This is a genomic window from Winkia sp. UMB3158 (assembly GCF_030217145.1).
Taxonomy (GTDB): Bacteria; Actinomycetota; Actinomycetes; order Actinomycetales; family Actinomycetaceae; genus Winkia; species Winkia anitrata.
On sequence record NZ_JASONH010000005.1, the window covers coordinates 139,550 to 161,984 of the forward strand.

General features: G+C 58.7%; 23 protein-coding genes. 10 read left to right on the forward strand and 13 right to left on the reverse strand.

What is annotated here, in order from left to right; genetic code table 11:
* Nucleotides 1–37: 37 nt before the first annotated feature.
* Nucleotides 38–220 (reverse strand): antitoxin, encoded by a 183-nt coding sequence (locus QP400_RS07175; protein WP_004806497.1) that lies wholly within the window; start codon nucleotides 218–220, stop codon nucleotides 38–40.
* Nucleotides 221–458: 238 nt separating this feature from the next.
* On the opposite strand from QP400_RS07175, the gene clpB reads away from it, so the two are divergent.
* The 4 genes from clpB (at nucleotide 459) to QP400_RS07195 (ending at nucleotide 5,036) form a co-directional block, all read left to right on the forward strand.
* Nucleotides 459–3,044 carry an ATP-dependent chaperone ClpB gene (gene clpB / locus QP400_RS07180; RefSeq protein WP_004806495.1) on the forward strand — a complete coding sequence of 862 codons (2,586 nt, stop codon included), beginning with the start codon at nucleotides 459–461 and terminating at the stop codon, nucleotides 3,042–3,044.
* Nucleotides 3,045–3,189: 145 nt separating this feature from the next.
* Nucleotides 3,190–3,771 (forward strand): TetR/AcrR family transcriptional regulator, encoded by a 582-nt coding sequence (locus tag QP400_RS07185; protein WP_285462597.1) that lies wholly within the window; start codon nucleotides 3,190–3,192, stop codon nucleotides 3,769–3,771.
* Nucleotides 3,717–4,196 carry a hypothetical protein gene (locus QP400_RS07190; RefSeq protein WP_285462614.1) on the forward strand — a complete coding sequence of 160 codons (480 nt, stop codon included), beginning with the start codon at nucleotides 3,717–3,719 and terminating at the stop codon, nucleotides 4,194–4,196. The genes QP400_RS07185 and QP400_RS07190 overlap by 55 nt, the downstream gene beginning before the upstream one ends.
* A gap of 9 nt (nucleotides 4,197–4,205) precedes the next feature.
* Nucleotides 4,206–5,036: a serine hydrolase domain-containing protein gene (locus QP400_RS07195; RefSeq protein WP_160309235.1), complete on the forward strand. Its 831-nt coding sequence runs from the start codon at nucleotides 4,206–4,208 to the stop codon at nucleotides 5,034–5,036.
* On the opposite strand, the gene QP400_RS07200 is transcribed toward QP400_RS07195, so the two are convergent.
* Nucleotides 5,033–5,656 carry an NUDIX hydrolase N-terminal domain-containing protein gene (locus tag QP400_RS07200; protein WP_004806489.1) on the reverse strand — a complete coding sequence of 208 codons (624 nt, stop codon included), beginning with the start codon at nucleotides 5,654–5,656 and terminating at the stop codon, nucleotides 5,033–5,035. The two genes, QP400_RS07195 and QP400_RS07200, sit on opposite strands and share 4 nt — an antisense overlap.
* Before the next feature lie 8 nt (nucleotides 5,657–5,664).
* A complete protein-coding gene (locus QP400_RS07205; RefSeq protein ID WP_004806486.1) occupies nucleotides 5,665–6,438 on the reverse strand; it encodes an exodeoxyribonuclease III in 774 nt (257 codons plus the stop codon).
* A 50-nt stretch (nucleotides 6,439–6,488) separates the two neighbouring features.
* Between QP400_RS07205 and pyrE the strand changes: the two genes are divergently transcribed.
* The 5 genes from pyrE to QP400_RS07230 all read left to right on the forward strand — a co-directional run bounded on the left by pyrE (nucleotide 6,489) and on the right by QP400_RS07230 (nucleotide 10,770).
* Nucleotides 6,489–7,055, forward strand: a complete 567-nt coding sequence (gene pyrE, locus QP400_RS07210) for an orotate phosphoribosyltransferase (protein WP_004806484.1) — start codon at nucleotides 6,489–6,491, stop codon at nucleotides 7,053–7,055.
* Nucleotides 7,056–7,814, forward strand: coding sequence for an SDR family NAD(P)-dependent oxidoreductase (locus QP400_RS07215; RefSeq protein WP_285462599.1), 759 nt, complete (start codon nucleotides 7,056–7,058; stop codon nucleotides 7,812–7,814). It begins immediately after the preceding gene.
* Entirely contained in the window at nucleotides 7,814–8,455 is a 642-nt protein-coding gene (locus QP400_RS07220) for a TrmH family RNA methyltransferase (RefSeq protein ID WP_004806480.1), read from the forward strand. Before QP400_RS07215 ends, QP400_RS07220 begins: the two co-directional genes overlap by 1 nt.
* 105 nt (nucleotides 8,456–8,560) lie before the next feature.
* Complete coding sequence (fbaA, locus tag QP400_RS07225) at nucleotides 8,561–9,586, forward strand: class II fructose-bisphosphate aldolase (RefSeq protein WP_004806479.1); 1,026 nt, start codon at nucleotides 8,561–8,563, stop codon at nucleotides 9,584–9,586.
* 65 nt (nucleotides 9,587–9,651) lie between these two features.
* Nucleotides 9,652–10,770: a glycerate kinase gene (locus tag QP400_RS07230; protein WP_004806477.1), complete on the forward strand. Its 1,119-nt coding sequence runs from the start codon at nucleotides 9,652–9,654 to the stop codon at nucleotides 10,768–10,770.
* On the opposite strand, the gene QP400_RS07235 is transcribed toward QP400_RS07230, so the two are convergent.
* Genes QP400_RS07235 through QP400_RS07245 form a run of 3 tightly spaced genes read right to left on the reverse strand, consistent with a single transcriptional unit; the run spans nucleotide 10,756 to nucleotide 14,059 of the window.
* On the reverse strand, nucleotides 10,756–11,661 hold the full coding sequence (locus QP400_RS07235; protein ID WP_004806474.1) for a PfkB family carbohydrate kinase: 906 nt from the start codon (nucleotides 11,659–11,661) through the stop codon (nucleotides 10,756–10,758). The two genes, QP400_RS07230 and QP400_RS07235, sit on opposite strands and share 15 nt — an antisense overlap.
* Nucleotides 11,661–13,073, reverse strand: a complete 1,413-nt coding sequence (locus tag QP400_RS07240; protein ID WP_048707687.1) for a purine-cytosine permease family protein — start codon at nucleotides 13,071–13,073, stop codon at nucleotides 11,661–11,663. The genes QP400_RS07235 and QP400_RS07240 overlap by 1 nt, the downstream gene beginning before the upstream one ends.
* Nucleotides 13,073–14,059: an ADP-ribosylglycohydrolase family protein gene (locus QP400_RS07245; protein ID WP_004806469.1), complete on the reverse strand. Its 987-nt coding sequence runs from the start codon at nucleotides 14,057–14,059 to the stop codon at nucleotides 13,073–13,075. The genes QP400_RS07240 and QP400_RS07245 overlap by 1 nt, the downstream gene beginning before the upstream one ends.
* A gap of 194 nt (nucleotides 14,060–14,253) precedes the next feature.
* On the opposite strand from QP400_RS07245, the gene QP400_RS07250 reads away from it, so the two are divergent.
* Nucleotides 14,254–15,531, forward strand: coding sequence for an ABC transporter substrate-binding protein (locus QP400_RS07250; RefSeq protein ID WP_004806467.1), 1,278 nt, complete (start codon nucleotides 14,254–14,256; stop codon nucleotides 15,529–15,531).
* Between the two features lie 49 nt (nucleotides 15,532–15,580).
* Here the strand turns inward: QP400_RS07250 and QP400_RS07255 are convergent, their stop codons facing one another.
* The 7 genes from QP400_RS07255 to QP400_RS07285 all read right to left on the reverse strand — a co-directional run bounded on the left by QP400_RS07255 (nucleotide 15,581) and on the right by QP400_RS07285 (nucleotide 22,353).
* Complete coding sequence (locus QP400_RS07255; RefSeq protein WP_004806465.1) at nucleotides 15,581–16,453, reverse strand: carbohydrate ABC transporter permease; 873 nt, start codon at nucleotides 16,451–16,453, stop codon at nucleotides 15,581–15,583.
* Nucleotides 16,453–17,352, reverse strand: coding sequence for a carbohydrate ABC transporter permease (locus QP400_RS07260; protein ID WP_040315086.1), 900 nt, complete (start codon nucleotides 17,350–17,352; stop codon nucleotides 16,453–16,455). Before QP400_RS07260 ends, QP400_RS07255 begins: the two co-directional genes overlap by 1 nt.
* A 37-nt stretch (nucleotides 17,353–17,389) precedes the next feature.
* Nucleotides 17,390–18,637, reverse strand: a complete 1,248-nt coding sequence (locus tag QP400_RS07265; RefSeq protein ID WP_004806462.1) for an extracellular solute-binding protein — start codon at nucleotides 18,635–18,637, stop codon at nucleotides 17,390–17,392.
* A gap of 151 nt (nucleotides 18,638–18,788) precedes the next feature.
* The gene (locus QP400_RS07270; protein WP_004806460.1) at nucleotides 18,789–19,622 is read right to left on the reverse strand and encodes a class II fructose-bisphosphate aldolase; all 834 of its coding nucleotides are present in this window, start codon (nucleotides 19,620–19,622) and stop codon (nucleotides 18,789–18,791) included.
* Nucleotides 19,622–20,524, reverse strand: coding sequence for a 1-phosphofructokinase family hexose kinase (locus QP400_RS07275; protein WP_004806457.1), 903 nt, complete (start codon nucleotides 20,522–20,524; stop codon nucleotides 19,622–19,624). The genes QP400_RS07270 and QP400_RS07275 overlap by 1 nt, the downstream gene beginning before the upstream one ends.
* Complete coding sequence (locus QP400_RS07280) at nucleotides 20,525–21,472, reverse strand: ROK family protein (protein WP_004806455.1); 948 nt, start codon at nucleotides 21,470–21,472, stop codon at nucleotides 20,525–20,527. It abuts the gene before it with no gap.
* Nucleotides 21,472–22,353 carry an SIS domain-containing protein gene (locus tag QP400_RS07285; protein ID WP_004806453.1) on the reverse strand — a complete coding sequence of 294 codons (882 nt, stop codon included), beginning with the start codon at nucleotides 22,351–22,353 and terminating at the stop codon, nucleotides 21,472–21,474. Before QP400_RS07285 ends, QP400_RS07280 begins: the two co-directional genes overlap by 1 nt.
* Nucleotides 22,354–22,435: the final 82 nt, after the last annotated feature.

Sequence of the window (22,435 nt, forward strand, 5' to 3'; positions counted from 1 at the left end):
TAAGGGTGGGGCAAATGCCCCACCCCTGACGATTGGATTATTCGCCTAGGCGCTTGTCTGCAGCGTCGCGGGCCTGATCAATCTTATCGTCGAACTTGCCACCGGTAACCTTCTTGGCGGCGTCGGAGGCCTTGTCGAGGCCAGCGTCAGTGGTTTCCTCGTTGCCGGTGACCTCGGATAGCTTTTCGGTTGCCTTGTTCTTCAGATCATCTAGTCCCATGTTTGCTCCTTGGGTAGAAAATATGTCGGACACAACTATTTTGCTTGAAAAGATTCATTGGCGCATTATTTTTCTGCTATGGCCCGCCGTGAAAAGGGGAGTGAGCCCAGGTTGGGGTAGGAGTCTGAGAAATACATTAGAAGTGAGCTAAGCTACACTGTAAAGCGGGATTGAGTGGAATAGACTCAACTTTAGGATTGTTGGACTAATCAGATAGGAAATTCTTGAGGAGGTCCAAGTGAACACCAAGCTCACTACTAAATCGCAGGAAGCGGTAACCGCTGCGTTGCAGGCTGCCTCGGCAGCAGGTAATCCGCAGGTGGAACCGCTGCACCTGCTCAATGTTTTATTGGAAGATGAGGGCGGGATTGCCCTGGCCCTGTTGGAGGCAGCGGGCGCGGATCGCAAGCAGATCGGCGCGCACGTGCGGAAAGCCCTGGTGGCATTGCCGTCCTCGTCAGGTTCTTCGGTTAGTGAACCATCCACTTCCAGGGCGCTGCTGAATGTGATTACCCAGGCCAGCGAGAGCGCTGGGGCCATGGGGGATGAGTACGTCTCTACTGAGCATTTGCTGCAGGCTCTGGCGAAAGTTCCCTCGGCGGCAGCCGAGGCGCTAAAAGCTGGCGGGGCTACGTCCGAAGCTCTCGAAGCGGCTATGCCCAAGATTCGGCAGAACGGCCCCGTTACCTCGCCGAATCCGGAGGGCACCTTCGAGGCTCTGAAAAAGTACGGGCGCGACCTGACCCAGGTTGCTAAGGATGGCAAACTCGACCCGGTCATTGGCAGAGACAGTGAAATCCGACGCGTGGTACAGGTTCTTTCTAGGCGCACCAAGAACAACCCGGTGTTGATCGGTGAACCCGGCGTTGGCAAGACTGCGGTAGTGGAGGGGCTAGCCCAGCGAATCGTCGCGGGCGACGTGCCGGAATCTCTTCGCGACAAGCGCCTGATTAGCCTGGACATTTCGGCAATGCTGGCGGGGGCAAAGTACCGCGGCGAATTTGAGGAACGCTTCAAGGCAGTGTTGGCTGAAGTGAAGTCTGCTGACGGGCAGATCATTACCTTCATCGACGAGTTGCACACGGTGGTAGGCGCCGGGGCCGGTTCGGAAGGTGCGATGGACGCGGGCAACATGCTCAAGCCGATGCTGGCCCGCGGGGAACTTCGCCTGGTGGGCGCTACTACGCTCGACGAATACCGCGAAAACATTGAAAAGGATCCGGCTTTGGAACGCCGGTTCCAGCAGGTTTTCGTGGGGGAGCCCTCGGTTGAGGACACCGTGGCAATACTGCGCGGCATCGCTCCTAAGTACGAAGCTCACCACAAGATCACCATTTCGGATGGCGCCCTGGTTGCTGCTGCCCGCCTGTCCGACCGCTACATTACCGGCAGGCAGTTGCCGGATAAGGCGATCGACCTGATCGACGAGGCGGCTTCTAGACTGCGCATGGAGCTGGACTCTTCGCCAGAAGAGATCGACCAGCTCACCCGCGAGGTGGACCGGTTGCGCATGGAGGAGTCCTACCTGACTGATTCGGACGAGGCAGACGACGCTGCTAGCGCGGAACGGCTGGCTAAGCTGCGCGAAGAGCTGGCCAACAAGACCGAGGAATTGCGCGGACTCACTGCCAGATGGGAGGCCGAAAAGGCCGAGCACAACAAGGTCGGCGATCTGAGGGTAAAACTCGACGAGTTGCGCACCCAGTTGAACGTGGCCATGCGCGATGGGCGTTGGGAAGAAGCCGGCCGCCTGCAAAATGGCGACATCCCCCAGGTGGAACGGCAGATCGCCGCCGCCGAGGAGGATGAAGAGACCCCGCTCGAACCCATGATTGCCGAAAAGGTGGGGCCCAGCGAGGTTGCCGAGGTAGTCGAAGCGTGGACCGGCATTCCCACTGGCAAACTGCTAGAGGGCGAACAGGACAAGCTGTTGCACATGGAAGACGTCATTGGCGAACGCCTAATAGGCCAGAAGAAGGCTGTTCAGGTGGTGGCCGATGCGGTGCGGCGCTCGCGGGCAGGGGTGTCTGACCCTGACCGGCCGACTGGTTCCTTCATGTTCCTGGGGCCGACTGGTGTGGGTAAGACCGAATTGGCAAAGTCCTTGGCGGACTTCCTGTTTGACGACGAGCATGCGCTGGTGCGTATCGACATGTCCGAGTATTCCGAGAAGCACTCGGTTTCGCGTCTGGTCGGTGCTCCTCCGGGATACGTCGGTTACGACGAGGGCGGCCAGCTCACCGAGGCGATTCGGCGTCGCCCCTACTCAGTGGTATTGCTGGACGAGGTCGAGAAGGCTCACCCCGAGATCTTCAACATTTTGTTGCAGGTCCTAGACGATGGCCGGCTTACTGATGGGCAGGGGCGCACGGTTGATTTCCGCAACACCATTTTGGTGCTGACTTCGAACTTGGGTTCGCAGTTCTTGGTGGATCCAACCATGGACACCGAGGAGCAGCACAACTCGGTAATGTCTACGGTCCGGAGTGCGTTCAAGCCGGAATTCCTGAACAGGTTGGACGAAGTAGTAATCTTCGACGCCCTTGATGAGGACGAATTGGGCCAGATTGTCACTTTGCAGGTGGCCTCCATGGCGGCCCGTCTGAAGGACCGCAGGATCAAGCTTGAGGTGGATGAATCGGCCCGACAGTACCTGGCAAGGGAAGGGTATGATCCGGCGTACGGTGCCCGCCCTCTGCGGCGACTGGTACAGCGGGAAATTGGCGATCCACTAGCGAAAATGCTGCTTGCTGGAAAGGTTAAGGAGGGCGAAACCGTCACCGTTACGGCAACGGATTCGAAGCTTAATCTTGGCGTGGCATAATTGACCGGCGCTTGGCGCGGAGTGATCCCAGTTTTGGGATCGCTCCGCGCTGTCGCATAACAATTTGTAAAGCAAAAATTAAATTTACAGTAATGTGCTCGGAACGGGCTAAACTAAGGTAGAAGAGGTCAGAGGGGAGATTGTGATGCCTGCGCGAAAGAAAGAGCGGGGACCTTATGCTGGCGGCCTAGCTCGGCGGCAGAAAATCCTAGATACAACGGTTGCGCTCCTTGGCGAGGTGGGATATTACGGTCTTTCTATGAGGGATATCGCTCGTCGAGTCGGCATCTCTCACCCCGGCGTCATCTACCATTTCCCCACTAAAGAAGCGCTGCTGGCGGCGGTTATCGAACGCTACGAAAGCCAGTTCGGCGTAACACTCGACAGTGTCGAGCACTTGGAGGCACACGAGGTCGTTCGCCTTTTCTTAGCTCTTACCGGTATTCACGTACACGACCCGGCTCTGGCTCAGATGGACTGTGTAATCGAGGTGGAGGCTGCTTCTACCGGTCATCCGGCCCGGGAACATTACCAGTACAACATGACTCGCATCGCGAAGGCGTTGACCAGGGCATACAAGGCATTTGAAGAGCACGGCCTATTCAAGGTGAATACTTCTGCCGCGGATCTGGCCCAGCAGCACCTGGCACTGTGGCGGGGGCTGCGCATCATGTGGCTATACGATCACAGCGTGGACGTGCAGGGTGCGCTTCGCGGGAAATTGTGAAGGCCTTCGACATACTGAGCCCGCATCACGCTTCGCTCGCAAAATACTTGGAGCTCGACACTCCGCAGGCAATGTTGCAGATACAGCGGGTTACGGGCATGACCCTTCGGGACTTCCTAGACATTGGGCTGCTGGATGTTTCCCCCGACAATCTGTCTGATATGGGCGTTGGCCACCTGCAGATCGGACTGGTTTACCGCATTCTTAACGCGGATGTGCTCACGGTTCAAGACATTGCTGACAGCTATTACGCCCACGAGGTTCCCAAGCGAGTCGTGGACAAGATTATTGCCTCCGACATCGTCACCGATCGGGACCTGGTCCTAGCGAAGGGCTGGGATGACAGCGAAGAACAGGATCGGGAAGAAGCGATCCGGCAGCTGTTTGCACCTGTACAGCAAGAAGAAGACCCACAGGGGAAATAGATGCACTCCATGCCTCGGCAATTGCAGCAATCGTTAGATGAAACCGACCGACTGCTGCAGGAACCGTGGCAGCTGGTAGTGGTAAAAAGAGGCAAGGCGGTAGGGTGGACGCCCGGCATCCACCAGTCCTTCCCGCTCGCCTCAGTAACCAAATTGCTCGCGTCGTGGGCATACTTGGTAGCGCTCGAAGCGGGAAAGATATCGCTTTCAGATCCGCTAGGGCCAAAGGGGGCAACCCTCGAGCACGTCTTCTCGCACGCTTCCGGGTTGGCCATGGATTCAGATAAGGTGCTCTCTCCGGTTGGCACCCGGCGCATCTACTCGAACCGGAACATCGAAATCTTGGGCCAGGCAGTCTGCCAGAGCGTGGGAGCTGAAAACGCGGGGCAGTGGATCAAGCAGGCGGTACTGGAGCCGCTGCAAATGACCGAAACATCCGTGCCCGGATCGCCGGCGTATTCGGGAATATCAACCACTAATGACCTGACGCTGTTCCTGCGGGAACTGATGGAGCCCACCCTGATCAGCAAAGAAACCGCTGCAAATGCGATGCGCCCTCATTTTGATGGACTCAGCGGGGTGCTGCCCGGCTATGGCAGGCAAGACAACAACCTGTGGGGGCTAGGATTTGAAATCCGGGGGCAGAAATCGCCGCACTGGACCGCGCCCTCAGCCTCTCAAAAAGTGTGTGGGCACTTCGGGCAATCCGGGTCGTTCCTATGGGTGGACCCGCAGCTGCAACTGGGGGCCGCCTTCATTGGAGCCAAGCCGTTTGGGAAGCAACATGTGCAGGCTTGGCCGGGCCTAAATGAGGCGATCCTGGCAGCCTACGCCGATTAGTCGAATAGGGTCTGCCACGCTGGTCCTTGAGCGCGGGCCTCGAAGCACATGCGGATCTGCGCGGGCGTGTTCTTGGAATCAGAGACCTGTGGCAGCTCATCCAGGCTGAAGTAACCGGACTTTGTAGTTTCGATGTTTGACTCGAAGCTGCCGCCCTCGTTGTGGCAAAGGAAAAATAGCTTCCACACCGAATAGGCAAACAGGGGTTGGTTGTGCTTGTTGCGATCTTGCACCGCCACCAGCTTGTAGGGGCGCACGCGCAGCCCCGCTTCCTCGGCTGCCTCTTTTGCCGTGTTCGAGGCCGGGGACTGCAAGATGTCAGCCCAGCCTCCCGGAAGGGACCACTGGCCGTCATTCTCACGCACCAAAAGGATCTTGTCATCCCTAAATATTGCCGCGCGTGTATCCACCTTCGGAGTCTGATAGCCCGATTCGTTGCAGAACAGCTCTCGTGCCTTCTGCGTGGGAATATCTGCCTGGTGAGCCACCATTTCGGCGGCTATTTCCCGCAGCTCTTGGTAGCGTGCGCGATCGAAGTTGTTATCCGTGTATGCCAAACCCGTTTGGGCTAAAGACTGAATGCGCATAGCCCACGAGAGCCAGCGTTCCACCTGCTGCACTGTTCCTCCTACAGGTCGAAGTCAACAATTACGGGCACGTGGTCAGAGGCGCCTTTGCCCTTGCGCTCTTCGCGGTCGATCTGCACGTTAGTGACCGCTTTATCGAGGGCGGCGGTGGCGTACATCCAGTCGATGCGCATGCCCTCGTTCTTGGGGAAGCGCAGTCGCCGGTAGTCCCAGTAGGTGTAGCCTTCCGCCCGGTCCCGGGTCACCTCTACCATCCCGAGGTCGGAAAAAGCGGCGAATGCTTCGCGTTCCGGAGCGGACACGTGCGTGGAGTCTTTGAAGACCTCCATGTCCCACACGTCCTTGTCTTCGGGGGCCACGTTCCAATCGCCCATTAGGGCCAGCCTATCCTGCCCCGACTCCAGCTGCGCGCTGGCAAAGTCTTTCAATCTAGCCAGCCAGTCCAGTTTGTACTGGTAGTGGGGGTCGTCCAAGGCTCGTCCGTGAGGCACGTACAGGGAGCCGATGCGTACCCCGGCGCAGGTGGCGAATATTGCCCGCGGTTCTACCTTGTCTTTGAAAGTAGGACAGTTCGGAAAAGACACCTGGACGTCCTGCGGTTCGCTGCGCGAGAGGATCGCCACCCCGTTCCACTGGCTGATGCCGGCAGCGCAAGAGTAGTAGCCGACCTCGGCAAAAGCGTCCGCGGGAAAGACCTCTTCCTTGCACTTGGTTTCTTGGATGGCAAGCACGTCCGCTTCGGAGCGATCCAAAAATGCCAGGACGCGGTCTAGTCGGGCTCTAATAGAGTTCACATTCCAGGTTGCAATACGCATACTTCTAAGCTATCGCACGGCCGGGCGCGCCAAGCCTGTAAAGTAGAGGCATGTCTAACGATCCGCAGCACAACAAACTTGCCGAACTAGTACGTGAACTGGCCGTTATTCGCGGGGAAGTTACCCTTGCCTCCGGCCTCAAATCTGATTTTTACGTGGACATGCGCAGAGCAACTTTGCACCACGAAGCAGCCCCTCTGATCGGGCACGTCATGCTGGACATGCTGGAAGAAGCCGGCATTTCCCCAGAAGATATTGACGCCGTTGGCGGACTCACTATGGGAGCCGACCCGGTTGCCACCGCGATCATGCACGCAGCCGCTTCCAGGGGCCTAGACGTGGACGCCTTCGTAGTGCGCAAGGCCGCCAAGGACCACGGCATGAAGCGCCGCATCGAAGGGCCGGACATTGCTGGCCGCAACGTGGTGGTGCTCGAAGATACCTCTACCACCGGCGGCTCCCCGCTGGAAGCCGCAAAAGCTGTTTCCGAGGCCGGCGCCAATATCCTGGCCGTCGCCGTTGTAGTAGACCGCGACACGGGTGCCAAGGAAAAGATCGAAGCGGCCGGGTACAAGTACCTGCACGCCCTCTCGCTTTCGGATTTGGAGCTGGACTAAGTGGCAACAGCCCTAATCACCGGTGCCTCTTCGGGCATCGGTGAAGAGTTTGCCCGCCAACTAGCTGAACGTGGACACGACCTGGTGCTAGTGGCGCGCAACGAAACTAAATTGCGGCAGGTGGCGGCCGCCCTCGACTGGGTAAATGTCGAGGTGCTGCCCGCGGACCTGTCGAAAGCGGCAGACACGGATCGGGTCGCAGCCCGGCTCTCTCAGTCGGAGCGGCCCATCTCGCTGCTGGTAAACAACGCCGGCTTCGGCTTGGGGCAAGTGTTCGTCGAGGGCGACACGCAGCGCGAACTAGACGCGTTGAACGTGATGGTGCGTGCGGTCATGGTGTTATCCCAGGCTGCAGCGCGCGCTATGAAGGCGCGCCACCACGGCGCCATAGTCAACATTTCCTCGATGGCTTCCTGGACGGCAGGGGGCACCTACGCTGCCCACAAGACCTGGGTGAACGTCTTCTCGGAAGCACTTGCCAGTGAACTGAAGGGGAGCGGGGTCACGGTCACCTCCGTGCGGCCGGGCACCACCGCCACCGAATTCTTTGACAAGATCGGTTTCGACTTCGCCTCTCTGCCAACGATTGCTCGGATCAGCCCACAACAGGTCGTAGCCGAAGCTATGCGTGGGGTTAGCGCAGGAAAGGTCGAGGTCGTACCTTCCTTTACGTACAAGGTGGTCGACGCCCTCACCCACATCAGCCCCCGCCCCCTAATCAGGCTCATCACCGGACGATCCAGCTGGAGGATCAGATAGTGGCAGAAGAACGTATTGATTCCCGCGAGGTCGGGGTAGGCCCTTACCCCGGAGGGAAGAAGGCATGGCCGGACGATCCGCGATTGGATCCGACCCTGCTCGAATATGGTGACCGGCGAAACGTCTCAGATAAATACCGGTATTGGAAGCTGGATGCCATTGTTGCTGATCTGGATCAGTCGCGATCCTCGCTTGAAGTGGCCATCGAGAACCTGGACCACGATTTCAACATCGGCTCCATTGTGCGCAGCGCCAACGCCTTCAATGCCCAAGCGGTGCACATCGTTGGCAAGAAGCGTTGGAACCGGCGCGGAGCAATGGTCACCGACCGGTACCTGCACGTAGACAACCTGGCCACGCCAGAAGAATTTGTTAGCCGGATGCAAGAACGCGGCAAACTAATCATCGGCATTGACAATGTTCCCGGCTCCACCCCAATCGAAGAGGTGGAACTACCGCGTGAGTGCGTGCTAGTTTTCGGCTCCGAATCAGAAGGACTAAGCGAGCCGATGCGAGCCTCTTGCAGCGCAATTCACCACATCACCCAGTACGGTTCCACCCGCTCCATAAACGTGGGTGCTGCCGCCGCGGTCGCAATGTGGGCATGGGCCAGAGTGCACCTTAGCCGCCCTACCGGTTAGCTACAGGCGAATATTGGGCTAAATTGGGACTTTGGCACTCGGAAAAAAATGTGAAACAGGGTAAATTTATCCCTGTAGCGATCCTCTAGTTAAAAGGAGATACCTGTGGCAATCGCAACCCCAGAGGTCTACGCCGAAATGCTGGACCGGGCAAAGGAACAGAAGTTCGCGTACCCGGCAATCAACGTAACCTCTTCCCAGACCCTAACTGCTGCCCTGCGTGGATTCGAGGAAGCCGAATCTGACGGCATCATCCAGGTTTCCGTAGGTGGTGCCGAATACTTCTCTGGTTCTACCAAGAAGGATCGCGTTGCCGGCTCGCTGGCAATGGTTGCTTACGCCCGTGAGGTCGCCAAGAACTACAACGTCACCGTTGCGCTGCACACCGACCACTGCGCCAAGCAGAACATCGACTCTTGGGTACGTCCGCTGCTAGAGCTGGAGGCCGAAGAGGTCAAGGCTGGCCGCGATCCGTTCTTCCAGTCGCACATGTGGGACGGCTCCTCCGTTCCGCTCGACGAGAACCTGAAGATTGGCCAGGAGCTGCTGGAGCTGTCCCAGAAGGCCAACACCATCCTGGAAGTTGAAATCGGCGTTGTCGGCGGCGAAGAAGACGGCATCAAGGGCGAAATTAACGAGAAGCTGTACACCACCACCGAAGATGGCATCAAGACCGTCGAGGCTCTTGGCCTAGGTGAAAAGGGCCGTTACATGACTGCTCTTACCTTCGGTAACGTTCACGGCGCATACAAGCCCGGCTTCGTGAAGCTGCGTCCGGAAATCCTGGGCACCATCCAGGAAGAGGTCGGCGCCAAGTTCAACGCTGGCGATCGTCCATTCGACCTAGTAATGCACGGCGGCTCCGGCTCCACTGCCGAAGAAATCGCCACCGCTGTAAAGAACGGCGTCATCAAGATGAACGTCGACACCGACACCCAGTACGCCTTCACCCGTCCGGTTGCTGCCTGGATGATGGAGAACTACTCCGGCGTCCTGAAGATCGACGGCGAGGTAGGCGTCAAGAAGCAGTACGATCCCCGTTCTTGGGGCAAGGCTGCTGAAGCTGGCATGGCTGCACGCGTTGTCGAGGCCTGTGAACGACTCGGCTCCAAGGGCACCAAGATGAAGTAAATCCTGCGCGGATTTGTGGGGCTGGCGCCAAAGAGCGCCGGCCCCATTTTCGTTGGAGAAAAATCATGAGGGTTGTACTTGCACCAGATTCATTTAAGGAATGCCTGAGCGCCGCCAAGGTGGCCGCCGCAATGGAGTGGGGAGTCCGCGAAGTGGCACCCGAGGCAGATTGCACTTTGGTTCCCATGGCAGACGGAGGCGAAGGCACGGCCTCGGCAGTTGTTGCAGCGTTGGGTGGATACTGGCAGGAATTGCAGGTGCACGGCCCAATGGGCACTTCCGTAGGTGCTCGTTTTGGCAAAGTCGGGCAGGCGGGAGTCTTTGAGGTGGCGTCTGCTGTGGGATTGGGCCTGGTAGCCCCTGCTAGGCGGGACATTTGGTCGGCCTCTTCCAGAGGGGCAGGGCAGACACTGCGAGCGATGGCATCGATGGGCATACATCGAGCACTGATTGGCCTGGGCGGATCTGCTACAAACGATGGCGGGATCGGACTCCTGGCAGGGCTGGGAGCACAATTCTTTGATCAGAACGGACATGCCGTAGAGCCGCTAGTAAAGAATATTCCGCAAATTACGCAGCTGGCCCTGGAACCTGCTCTGCAGACTGTGGCGGCAATGGAACTTACCGTAGCTAGCGACGTAACTAACCCGCTATGCGGCCGCGAGGGCGCTTCCGCGATTTTCGGCCCGCAAAAAGGGGCCACCCAATCTGACATCGAAGACTTGGATCGCACTCTGGCGTATTGGGGAAGGCTGCTGGAACAGGTTACCGGCAAAGAACTGATTGATCTTCCCGGGGCAGGGGCAGCAGGGGGCATGGGGGTTGCCCTCCTTGCTCTGGGTGCCCAGCTACGACCCGGAGTGCAGGCGGTCGGAGAAGCCGTGGGCCTGCCGGAAAAAATCCGGGGAGCAGACCTGGTCTTTACTGGCGAGGGCAAGATTGACGGGCAAACTCGTTACGGGAAAACCCCATATGGGGTAGCGCAGATGGCTGCAGAACAGCACGTGCCAACCATCGCGGTGGCGGGCAGGGTTGGGTCCGACGCGGAGGAACTGGTGCCGCACCCGTTTGCAGCGGTTGTGCCTACCCTGTTTGCCCCAATGTCGCTTGAGGAAGCAAAGAAGAGTGCCGCCAAAAACATTGCGAGCACCGTCGCGAATTGTCTGCGCCTAAAGCTGCTGTAGATACGCCTCGATTTGTGCCCGGCTGGGGGAGGTGGCAGGGCCTGCTTTGGTGACGGTCAGTGCGCCGGCCACATTCGCGCGCCTTACTGCCTGAACCGTGTCCAGGCCAGCTAACAGGGAAGAACAAAAGACTCCCGCGTGGGCGTCTCCGGCCCCATTGGAGTCGACGGGACTTACCACGGGCGTTGCCACGTGCTTGGGTGGATCCGAGGACGGCCAATAGATAGTGGTGCCCGCGGCTCCAGCCCGAGCCAGCACGGTTACGTGGAATTGTCTAGCGAGGGCGGCTCCAGCCATAGCCGTGGAGTATTCGAGCAACGCTAATTCGCGTTCGTTCACGCTGACTACACTGCACAGGCCAAGCACCTTATCGAGGGCGGCAATGTCGCCTACCACGGGACTGACATCTAATACGATCTGCTTGGCCTTGACCGTGGGCAACCACTGCAATAGTGCCGCGCTGTTTTGGGGGTGAACGAAGGAATACCCGGAAAGATAGATTACGTCTTCGGAAGATAGCGGCACCTGCGCCAGCAGCTGAGCGGTTAGCTGCGCTTCGGCGCCCACCGTAGAGACGAAGGTTCTTTCTGCCTGTGCATCCGTCATGGCAATGCAAAAACCAGTGTCTTGATCGGGAATGGGCGGCAGGGCTAGATGGACGCCCTCGGCCTGCATTGCGCTGCGCACTAGGTCCCCAAAGAAGCCCGTGCCACAGGTCCCGGCATAGACTACCTCGGCGCCGTCGCGAGCTGCCGCTGCCATGACGTTGAAACCGCCGCCAGCTGCAAAGTTGTGTGAATCTACGAAGACGTCCTCGCCTGCCTTAGGTACCCTGGCGAGGGACATTGTGAGGTCTACAATCGCCTGGCCGGTATGGATCAGTCGCGCCATCAGAATCGCCTCCTAGCAAGAGGGGCGTAGCAGGCTGCGGCAAGTACCAAGGTTACTAGCCAAGCCAACCCTGCCTGACCAATCCAGGTGGAATAGGCCGGTCCCGTAAATATGGGCGTCGACCCGTCGGTTACCTGAATGAATAGTGAACCAATTCCGATGGCAAGCAGCCAGGGAAGAAGTGCTGCCCACCTGATCCCGCCGGTGTAAAAGTACTTGCCTCCTGCCGAAAGGTCTAGCAGGTCAGGGCCGCTGTAGCTGTTCCGGAAGCACATGTCCACCAAGAAGATGCCGATCCACGCGGCAATGGGAATCGCCAGCACGGAAATGAAGGCAACAAATGGCCCGTAAAAACCCTGCGCCACAAGCAGAAACAGGATGGATCCTGAAGTGGTAGCGACCACGTCAACTAGCACTGCCCACACGCGGGGAATGCGGATGCCGAGGGTGAGGGTAGTAAGCCCGGCTGAATAAACCGACAGGTGATTAGAGAGCAAAAGGCCGACAATCGAAACCAGTAGGTAGGTAGCTGCCATCGGCTCGGGCAGAGTTTGCCGAATAGCCTCCATCGGGTTGGGGGATGCAAGCACCTGCTGGTTAGAACCGCCAATGAGGGCACCCATGCCGATCATGATGACCAGCGGGATGCCGGCACCCGCGGCGGCAGAAAGTACGAGGGCGCCCCCTGTCACCGAGGGACGCTGGTAGCGGGCCATATCGGCGCCGGAGTTAGCCCAGCCAATGCCCGTCCCAGCGGCAATGATGCCTATTCCCGTGAGCACTTCGGCAAGGCCGGCACCGGGCTTTGTTCCCAGCGCAGAGAAATTCACTCGGACCAATAAAAAGGCTGCCACCAGCAGGTTTAAGGCTCCGAATATCCAAGTCGCCCATTTTTGCACCACCAAGATAGCGGCGTGGCCCAGTCCAGCCGCCGCGACCGTCAGGGCGACAAAACCAACAGCTCCAACCACTGCAATGACAGGTGCCTTTGCCGCCGTGCCGGCAGTGCCAAAGCAGTAGGAGCAGAAAGTCACGAACGCCAGTGCCGCCGTCGCAGTATTGACTGTTTCCCAGCCCAATCGCGAGAGCAGGGAGATGAACGTGGGCCCAATGTTGCCCAGGGTGCCGAACATCGCCCTGGACAATGTGAGCGACGGCGCCCCACCATTCCTGCCAGCTACCGAAATGATGCCCACGACGGCAAAAGAACCCACTGACCCGACGGTGGCCGCAAAGAGAGCCTGCGGAATACTAAGTCCGAGGGCGATCAGCGAAACTCCCAGGGGAAGGCCGAGCACTGAAATATTCGCCGCGAACCACACCCAGAACAATTCCAGCGGGTTGCCGCCACGCTCGCTGGCAGGAACCGGTTCGATGCCTCGCTGCTCGTAGGAAGTAAGACGGCGGCCCATTATTGTTCCCCTTTGCGCAGTGCCAAGAGCTTTTCGGCAGTGCCGGCAAAATCGTGCTCATTGACCTCTTCAACCAGGCCAATCTGCGAGGGCGGAAAACCAGCAGGGCCGTGCAGGGCACCTAAGATGGCCCCGGCTATGGCCCCAATGGTGTCGGTGTCCCCGCCCAGATTCGCCGCCGCGCACAGGGCCGTAAAAGGCTTGTCCGCATACTTGCAGGCCAGCAGTAGAGCGGCAGTAACCGATTCGGGAGACTGCACAGACGTGCCCACTACCTGCTGTAAGAAGGTAGAAAATTCTTCCTCACCCATGGATTGACACAGTGGCCACAGCGCCTTGAAGCGGGCGGGGATTGACGCGCCCGCGACCCAGTTGCCGTAGTCTTTGCTGCCCTCGGCGATCCCCGCAGCTAGCGCCTCGGGCAGGGCCGCCCCCTCCAGGACATTACTGATGGTCACCGCCACCGTCATGGCGGCCGAGATGCCGATCGTAGTGCCGTGAGTGAGTGACGATATCTGGCAGACGGACTCCCGAAGGTGCTGGCCAGGCGGGTAGGCAATGCCCACCGGCGCAATGCGCATCGTAGAACCGTTAGTGGAGCCGTATTTTCCCGCCTCTGTCAGGTCCCCGCCCTCGCGAATCTTATAGAGGGCGGCCTTGGTGGAAGGGCCGAGCAGATCTAGCGAACCTATCGCGATCATGTGGTCTTCCCAATCGAGTAACGCCTGCGCAAAGGCGGGAGCGGAGAGTCCCTGCACTAGCATGTGGGCGACGATGAGCGCCTGATCAGTGTCGTCAGTGACCCGTCCGGCAGGAAGATTCGGTGCGATTGGTTGGTCCGCACTGGCATCCCGAAGGTGCGTAATGCGCCCGTAGGTAGAGATAATCTGCTGCGGCGACAAGGATTGCGTGGGGGCCCCGAGCGCATCCCCTAAAGCTAGGCCTAGCAGGCAACCTTCCGCTTTTTCAATGAGGTCAACAGTCATTATTCCCCTAAGGTTTTTTCTAACCCTAGCGCTTTTAGAAAACACGGGTAAATGAATCTCAAAAGACGCAAAAGTGGTAGCTCAAAATGCGGCAACAGCCAATACAGAACAAATGCGGTTAACGTTTCCTGCCCATTCGGTAACTGCGTTAACCTGGCAGTAGTCAACTTTTCTATGCCTATTAGGGGGCGAAAATGCGGACTCGTTTCTCCAAGTTGCTTGCCGCAAGTTCAATCATTCCGATTTGTGCGCTAGCAGGGTGCACAACAAATACCACCTCCGAACCCATCGAATTTTTACATACGCTGCCAGACGGACAGAACATGGTAAGCGTTTCCCAGATGGTGCAAAAGTGGAACAAGGAGCACCCAGCTTCGCAGGTCAAGGCCGAAAAATTCGATGCGGGCCTAGACGAACTGATCAAGAAGCTCGAGCTGGATGTAAAGGCAGGCACCGCCCCCTGCCTGGCAATGATGGGCTACAACGAGATCCCCGGTGTTTATACGAAATCACTGGTGCAAGACGTTACCGCCCAGGTAAAGCAATATCAGAAGAACTATTCGCCCTCGGCAGTGTCAATGACCGGGGTGGACGGCAAGTACTTTGGGCTCCCCACTGATACGGGCCCACTGGTGTATTTCTACAACAGGTCGGCTTTTGCGCGGTTAGGAATTGACCCGCCGCAGAATATTGCAGACTTTCGGAAGATAGGAAAAATAGCAGCCGAAAGTGGAAAATATGTAGCCGACTTTGAGCCTGACGAATCCCCATACTGGTTCTCCGCTCAGGCCATGGCCGCCGGAGACAAGTGGTACCAGATCGAGTCCGGCAAGTGGAAAGTGGGCGTGGATGGGCCAGGAGCGAAGAGGGTCGCCAGCCTTTGGCAGGGTCTCTTTGCAGACGGCGCTGCTCTGAAACTGCCCCGGTGGGATGACACCTTCAAGAAGGCACTGCAACAGGGAAAACTGATCGGTACCATCGGAGGAGCCTGGGAGGCCCCGCTGCTGGCCGCAGACATGCAGGAGACAACCGACAAGTGGGGGATTGCCCCGCTGCCCGATCTGGGGGCGGGCAAGCAGACGGCTCCTGACGGCGGCTCTGCCGTAGTAGTCATGAAGGGGTGCAAGGCCCCGGACAAGGCCGTCGAATTTGCAAACTGGTTCAACACCAACGTGGACGACCTAGCCTCGCAGGGGCTGGTGGTAGCCGCGAAGGATACCCCGAAGAGCGATGCGAAAGTATCGCAGTTCTACGGCGGGCAGAATGTAGTAGCGGCCGCTAAAGAAGCTGAAGACGCAATGGTGCAAGATGCCTACTTTATTCCCGGTTATGACACGGTAGCCGAGGCAATCAAACGCAGTGCCGGCGAAGTGGCCGACGGTACTGCTCCTGTCGGCGAGCTATTCTCGGTGGCACAAGCTGAATCAGTGCTGGTGCTGAAAGACTTGAAACTTCCGGTAGCGGAAAGATAAAAATTTGGGGCGGTTAGCGCGTAGCTAACCGCCCCAGAACTTTGCACGCTTACTTGATCGAGCCAGCCGTGAGACCGCCGATTAGGCGCTTTTCAACCACCGCAAACAGAATCACCACCGGAATGATGGCAACCACGGAAACCCCGAAGACGTACTGCCAACTGGTCTCGTACTGCCCCACGAACTTGGTGAGCGCGACCGACAGTGGTTGCTTGTCCGGCGAGGACAGCACTACCAGGGAGGCGGCGAATTCGTTCCAGGCGGCAACGAACGTGAAGATCACCGCAGTCACGATTCCTGGCCAAACGAGCGGCAAATTGATGCGGAATAGGACGGTCAGAAGCCCGGCCCCGTCAATTTGTGCGGCCTCGTCGACCTCGGCAGGTACGGAGGCAAAGAAGGAATGCATAATCCACGTTGCGAAGGCCAAGTTGAAGGCCGAATTGATAAGGATCATTGCCAGTAGCGTGTCGTTGAGGGACAGCATCTGGAATTCCCGGAAGAGCCCAGCAACTACCAGCGCCGGGGGACACATTTGCGTAAGCAACACCAGGAAGAGGAAGGCACCGCGCCCAGGGAACCGGAATCTGGCAGTGTAATAGGCTGCCGGCATCGCCACGATCACCACGATCAGGGTGGCCACTGCGGCAATGATCAGAGTAGACAGCAGGTTCTGCCCTACCGGCGTTTCAGGCGTGGACCACATGGTCAGGTAATTGTCGAAATGCCAGTTTTGGGGTAGGTACGTGGGCGGGATTGACAGCACTTCTGCCCGCGACTTGAGCGAGCCGAGCACCATTACCAAATATGGCAACACGAAGAGGACGATCAGCACTATGCCCGCTGCAACGCGCAGGCCGGTGTGCGGGTGTGCTCCCGGGGCCGACGGTTCGCTGTGCCGTTTCCACCAGTTTTTGAGCATCAGTCTTCAACCCCCCTCATTGGTTTCGCAAGAGCCAGATAGATCCCTATGATGACGATCATCAGGACCAAATTCAGTACCGAAAGGGCACTGGCCCAGTCGACGTGGCCGCGAGCGCGGATGTATTTGAACAGCAGTGTGGTCGTGGTGTCGGCGCTGTTGCCGGGGATGGCGCCGGTCATAACCTGCAGGATTGGGATGTTGTTGAACACGTTGATGATGTTGATGGTGGTGGCGGTTGCCAGTGCTGGTTTCAGCTGCGGCAGGATGATCGAAAAGTAGGTGCGCACCTTGGAGGCGCCGTCTACGCGGGCGGCTTCTAGCACGTCATTGGTGATGGCTTGGTGGCCGGCCAGCAGCGTGTAAGTAGTGAACGGAAGTGAAACAAATACTGCTACTGCGATTGCCACTAGGAAAGCGGGAATGGGTTGGGAAGTGATTCCTAGGTCGGTTCTGGAAGTCAGTCCGATGTCTTTTAGGAATTGCTGTGCCAACCCTAGTTTTGGTTGCAGGGAGTAGTAGACCACGGTGGTGGTCATTACTACCGAGGCAGCCCAGGGGATGATGACTGCCAGGCGCACTAGGCGGCGGCCTGGGAAAGCTTTGTTTAGGAAGTTGGCCAGTGCTAGTGAAAGGACGATGGTGATCACTACGACGGCGATTACCCAGATGGCGGTATTGGCCAGGACGCGGGGAAGAGCCGGGTCCGAGAGCACCTTGGTGTAGTTGTCCAGTCCCACAAATCCTTTGTCACGGCCGATGCGCGATATTTTGCGGGTGGAATTGAAGATCATCAGTCCCATTGGGTAGGCAACGATGGCTGCGATTAGGACGAGGACGGGCGCGAGCCAGGGGAGTGCTCTGAGCGCCGCGGAGGTCTTATTTTTGTTATTTTTCATGGGGGTGGAGTGGGGGTGGTTTCCCACCCCCACCGTTTTAGTCTTGTTCGGATTCGGATTGGATTTGTTTTAGTACCGTGGCTGGATCTTCTGTGGCGATCTTGCCAATGTTGGATTGGATCGAGCCCTGCACGGATTGCCACTTTGGGTTGGTGAAGGGGTAGAACTTCGCCTTGGGGAGCAGCGGAATGAATTCCTTGGTGGTGGGGTCGTCCTTCATGGCCTCACCAGCGCTCTTGGTGATCGGGATGAAGCCTAGGGTTCCTACGAACTTGGGGTAGGCAGCATCTGAGTAGAAGTAGTCGAAGAACTTCTTGATCGCTTCCTGCTTGTCGGCGCCGTTGTCGAAGGCCATCAGGTGGTCGGCAACGCCCAGGGTTACTTCTGAGCCGTCTTTGGTGGGTATTGGGGCGATCTTGTAGTTCAGCTTGGGGTTCTGTTCTTCGATCAGCTTCTTGTATTGGGGTAGTCCGACTACCATGCCGAGCTTGCCTTGGAAGAATGTTTTTCCGAGCGGGGTGCGTTGGGCGGAACCGGGGTTAGCTTCAGTGGCGCCCTCTTTGATCAGCTTCTGCATGAAATTGGCGGCCTCAACGTTGGCCTTCTGGTCTACCGTGATCTTGTTTTCGTCACCGTAGCCGCCGCCTGCGCCGAAGAACCAGATTGCAGCCTCAGCCTGGGCCTCCTCGTTACCGAGCGGCATTCCGTAACCGTCTACACCATCTTTGCCTAGGGCTTTGATTGCTTTGGCGTCCTTTTCTAGCTCAGCCCAGGTCTTTGGTGGGGCGGTGATGCCGGCCTCTTTGAATAGGTCTTCGTTGTAGAAGAGGGCGCGGGCCGAAGCGAATAGGGGTAGCCCGTACTGGGTGCCCTCCATGGAGGCATTCTTCCTGAAGGAGTCCTGGATGTTATCCAGGGTCTTCTTCGAGGCAACGTCCTCGGCACTGTAGAGCAGGTCGTCGGCGGCAAAATCAGTGAACGAGTCGATGTTCAAAATGTCGGGTGCTTTGTCCGCTTGAATGTTCTGGCGCACCACGTCATTGATGTTCTCCCACGATTCAACCTGCAGGTCGATGTTGATGTCTGGGTTTTCTTTCTTGAAACCGTCGATAACCTCGCCCCACAATTCCTTCACATTGTCGGTGTAGGCGGGCACCAGCATCTTTAGGGTGGTACCTGAATCTGAGGAAGCGGAATCATCTTTGCTTTGCCCACAACCGGCAAGGGTGAGGGCGGTAACTCCGGCGACACCTGCCGCCAGTAATCGCGTCGTTGCGTTGCGCATATGTATCCCTAACTGTTTTTATGCACCTCTGCGTGCACCGTTAAAGTATGCGCAATTGGATGGGCCGGGAAGGCCAATAACTGGCATTATTAGAAGATTCTAATGAACCACCTGCGGTTTTACTGCCAGTTATCGGCCAACTGTTCCATCCTTATGAGCGATATAGCTGCAGGAGGCGTTCGACCTCTGCGCGCACCTGCTCATCTGCCGGCCCCAAATACTTGCGAGGGTCGACCAGCTGTTCGTCCTCCTTCAAAGCCGCCCGCACCTGCTGGGTGCAGACCACATTCAGGTGGGTAGAGACATTGATCTTGGTCATTCCGGCCCTGATTGCCGCTACCATGCCGTCGTCAGGAACCCCCGAAGACCCGTGCAGCACAAGGGGAACAGGCACTGCTTGGCGGATCCGTTCGATCAGGGAATTGTCTAACACCGCTTCGCGAGTTGCCATGGCGTGCGAAGAACCCACCGCCACCGCCAGTAGATCCACGCCGGTATCCGCTACGAACTGGGCCGCATCTTCGGGAGCAGTGCGGGCCTTCGGATCGTGCACGCCGTTCTTGCCCCCGACCTCACCTAGCTCGGCCTCGACGGACACGCCGTTCTGGTGCGCGTAAGCGACGATCTGCGCGGTAGCTTCGCGGTTTTCCGCATCCGGCAGCTTGGAGCCGTCGTACATGACCGAGGAATAGCCCAGGTCAATGGCGCGGCGGCACAGTTGCGGATCTTCCGCATGGTCTAGATGCACCCCCACCGGCACTTTTGCCTCTTTCGCGAGGGCGAGCAGTGCTGAAGATAGGGGCGCGAACCTGCCGTGCCATTTCACGGCATTTTGCGACAGCTGCAAGATCACCGGCAGCCCTACGTTTTCGGCGGCGCGGACGAACATTTCTGCGTGGTGCAGCAGCACCACATTGAAAGCGCCCAAGCCCTGCTTGTTTGCTGCTGCCTGGCGAGCCAGGGCAGCGGTGTCGGATAGGGGCATTATTCCTCCAAAAGTTTTTGGTAAAGCGCCGGGTCGAAAGCACCGGCCGTAGGGGCGGCTACCGTAGCCGCCGCCAATGCGCTGGCCTTCCTTAGCCAGCAAGAAAGTTCGTCTTTGGATTGTGGGAGCTGGCCGGCCTCCTCCATCTGCGAGGCCAGCGAGGCAACTAAAGAATCGCCAGCACCGGTCGGGTTGCCGTGCACCCGCGTGGCGGGCGGCTGGCTGACCTGCATATGCGCGGTAAAAGCAGCCACGCCCTTGGCGCCCAAAGAACACACCACCATCTGGGCCCCCAGTTGCAAAAGCCGGGCCGCCCCCGCGGCCACTTCGCCCGCGCCGGTCGCCGCCGCCAGTTCTGCCTCGTTAGGTTTCAGAAGGTCCGCGCCCGCGTTCGCGGCCTCCAGTAGCAGCGGGCCGGAAGTATCTACAACCACCAGGCTTCCGCCCTCCTTGGCAGCCTCAACTAGCATCCGCAACACTCCCGCGGGGGTGTGGGGTGGAAAGGAGCCGCAGATAGTTACAACTTGGGCGCCCTCGTCCCGCAGCTGGCAAGCCAAGGTCTGCCACAGCGAATCGGGCTGGTCCGCCCCCGCCTCGTTGAAGATCGTGGCGTCACCGTCAGAAGTGATATTTACGGTCTGGCGGGTAGGGGCGGCAGAAGGCACAAACCGTTGCTCTACCGCATCATCTTGCAGCAGGCGGCGAATGCGGTTCCCGTTGGCTCCACCCAGCGGACCGGTAGTCGCGACCCGATGCCCAAGACGGGCTGCCACCCGTGCCACGTTGATTCCCTTGCCGCCAGCGGCAACTGTGGGCGCAACGCGGTAAGAAGACCCCACCTGCAGGTGCTCCACCCGGTAGGTAACGTCGAGGGCGGGATTAGCGGTAAGTGTCAGAATCATCTAATCCACCGCTGGGAAACTAATGGGCAGTGCGCGCCACTGCACGTAGGAATCGAACGAGCGCACTGCAGCCCCCAGAGCCTGACTGTAAGTACCCAAGGTGGCACTGCGCAGAGGAGCTTCGGGGAGCAGCGGCGAGTACGAGCGCAGCTGCTGTGCAATGGGATTGAGCAGCAGAGGACCAGCCCCAGCCATACCCCCACCCACGACTACGGGAATGGGACCAAGCAAATGAATGGCAGCGGCAATGGAGCGCGACAACTCGCCCAGACCAGAACTAATGATGTGCCGCGCCAATTCGTTGCCGCCGCGAGCCAGATCGAAGACCTCGCGCGCCCCCGCATCCTCTGCAATGAGGCGCGGATCCGCCCTCCACATGCGGCGTGCGAAAGCGGAGGCCGAACACACCTTTTCCAACGTGGTGTTCTGGCCGGGCCGATCCGGATCGGGCACCAGGTGTTGCCCGATCTCGCCAGACCACGGGTGGGCGGCCACGGGGTAGCCGTCGATGATCAAGGCTGCGGAAACGCCGGTACCCAGGGCAATGTAGAGGCTATCGGCCTCTGCCGCACCCCACCTGCTTTCCCCAAGAGCGCCCGAACGCACGTCATGCGCTAGCACTACGGGTACCTGCAGGGCAGTGGCGAGGGCGTCGCGCAGCGGGTAATCTTTCCACCCCAAATTGACGGAGTAGACCCCCACCCCGTGTTCCTCGTCAACAATGCCCGGTACTGCCACCGTTACGGTGGGTACCAACTCGGTGACGCCCTCGAGCCCGCTACTTTCAGCGCGCATAGTGGCATACAGATCCGCGAGCGCGTCGATAATGTCCTCCACCTTGCCGGTGCGCGGAGTGGGGCGATTCCACCTGGCTGCGACCTCGCCGGTTTTGCTGGCAAGCACCGCCTTGATGTTGGTGCCGCCGACATCTATCCCGAAGGCGTGCATCAGTGTTGCCCTTCAGCAAGAATCACCGAACGGGTCAGGTTCCGAGGGGTGTCTGGGTTTAGGCCGCGATCCTCGGCGCGGGCGACCGCCAGTCGCTGCGCGAGCACCAGGTGTGCTAGCGGGTGCAGCTCGCTGGTAACCAGTTCTGCGCCGGTCTGGGCCACCTGCTCCGCCAGTCCGGCGGGGAGCTTCCCGAAGGCCCACACCAGCCTGCCGGGTTGGGCGATCGAAATGGGGCCGTGCCGGTACTCCATGGCCGGGTAGGATTCAGCCCAGGACTGCGAGGCTTCCCTGTTCTTCAGGGCTGCTTCGTTTGCTAGGCCAATGGTCCAGCCGGTACCCAGGAACGAGATCTGGTCTGCCTTTACCCATCGCTCGGGAATGTCTAGTTGCAGGGCCTTTTCGCAATCGGCGGCGGCCGCCTGTACGTCCTCGCCAAGAGTAGAGAGCAGCAATAGTAGGGCGGTGGTAGCAAAGCGGGTCTGTACCACCGATTCTTCGTCGGCAAAGGCAAGAGTAATTTCTTCGTCCGCGTAGTCGCTGCCCGGGCCGGGGGTGACCGCGGTGATCAGGACGTTCGGAACGTTCTGTTCGCGCGTCGCCCGCAGCAGATCGACGATTTCGGTAGTGGTACCGGAACGAGAGATGCAGATGACCTTCTGCCAGTCGCCCATGGGGAATTCGGTTGCGGTGTAGGCGAAAGTTGCCTCTCCCGTCTTTAGTTCGCGCATCCGGGCGTATGCCTGCGCCATGAACCATGAGGTGCCGCAGCCAACCACGGCGACGCGCCCCTTCTCAGTGACGAGGGCGGAGGCATCCACCTGCGTAGTTTTCCGCCAGGTTTCCGGCTGTGAATTGATTTCCTGACTGGTTAGCGACATTGCTGCACCTTTCTGATTGAATTTCGACTCAAGGCTAGGGTTTTCGGTCAAAATCGGTCAATGAGTCGGGCTTGTGACGGTG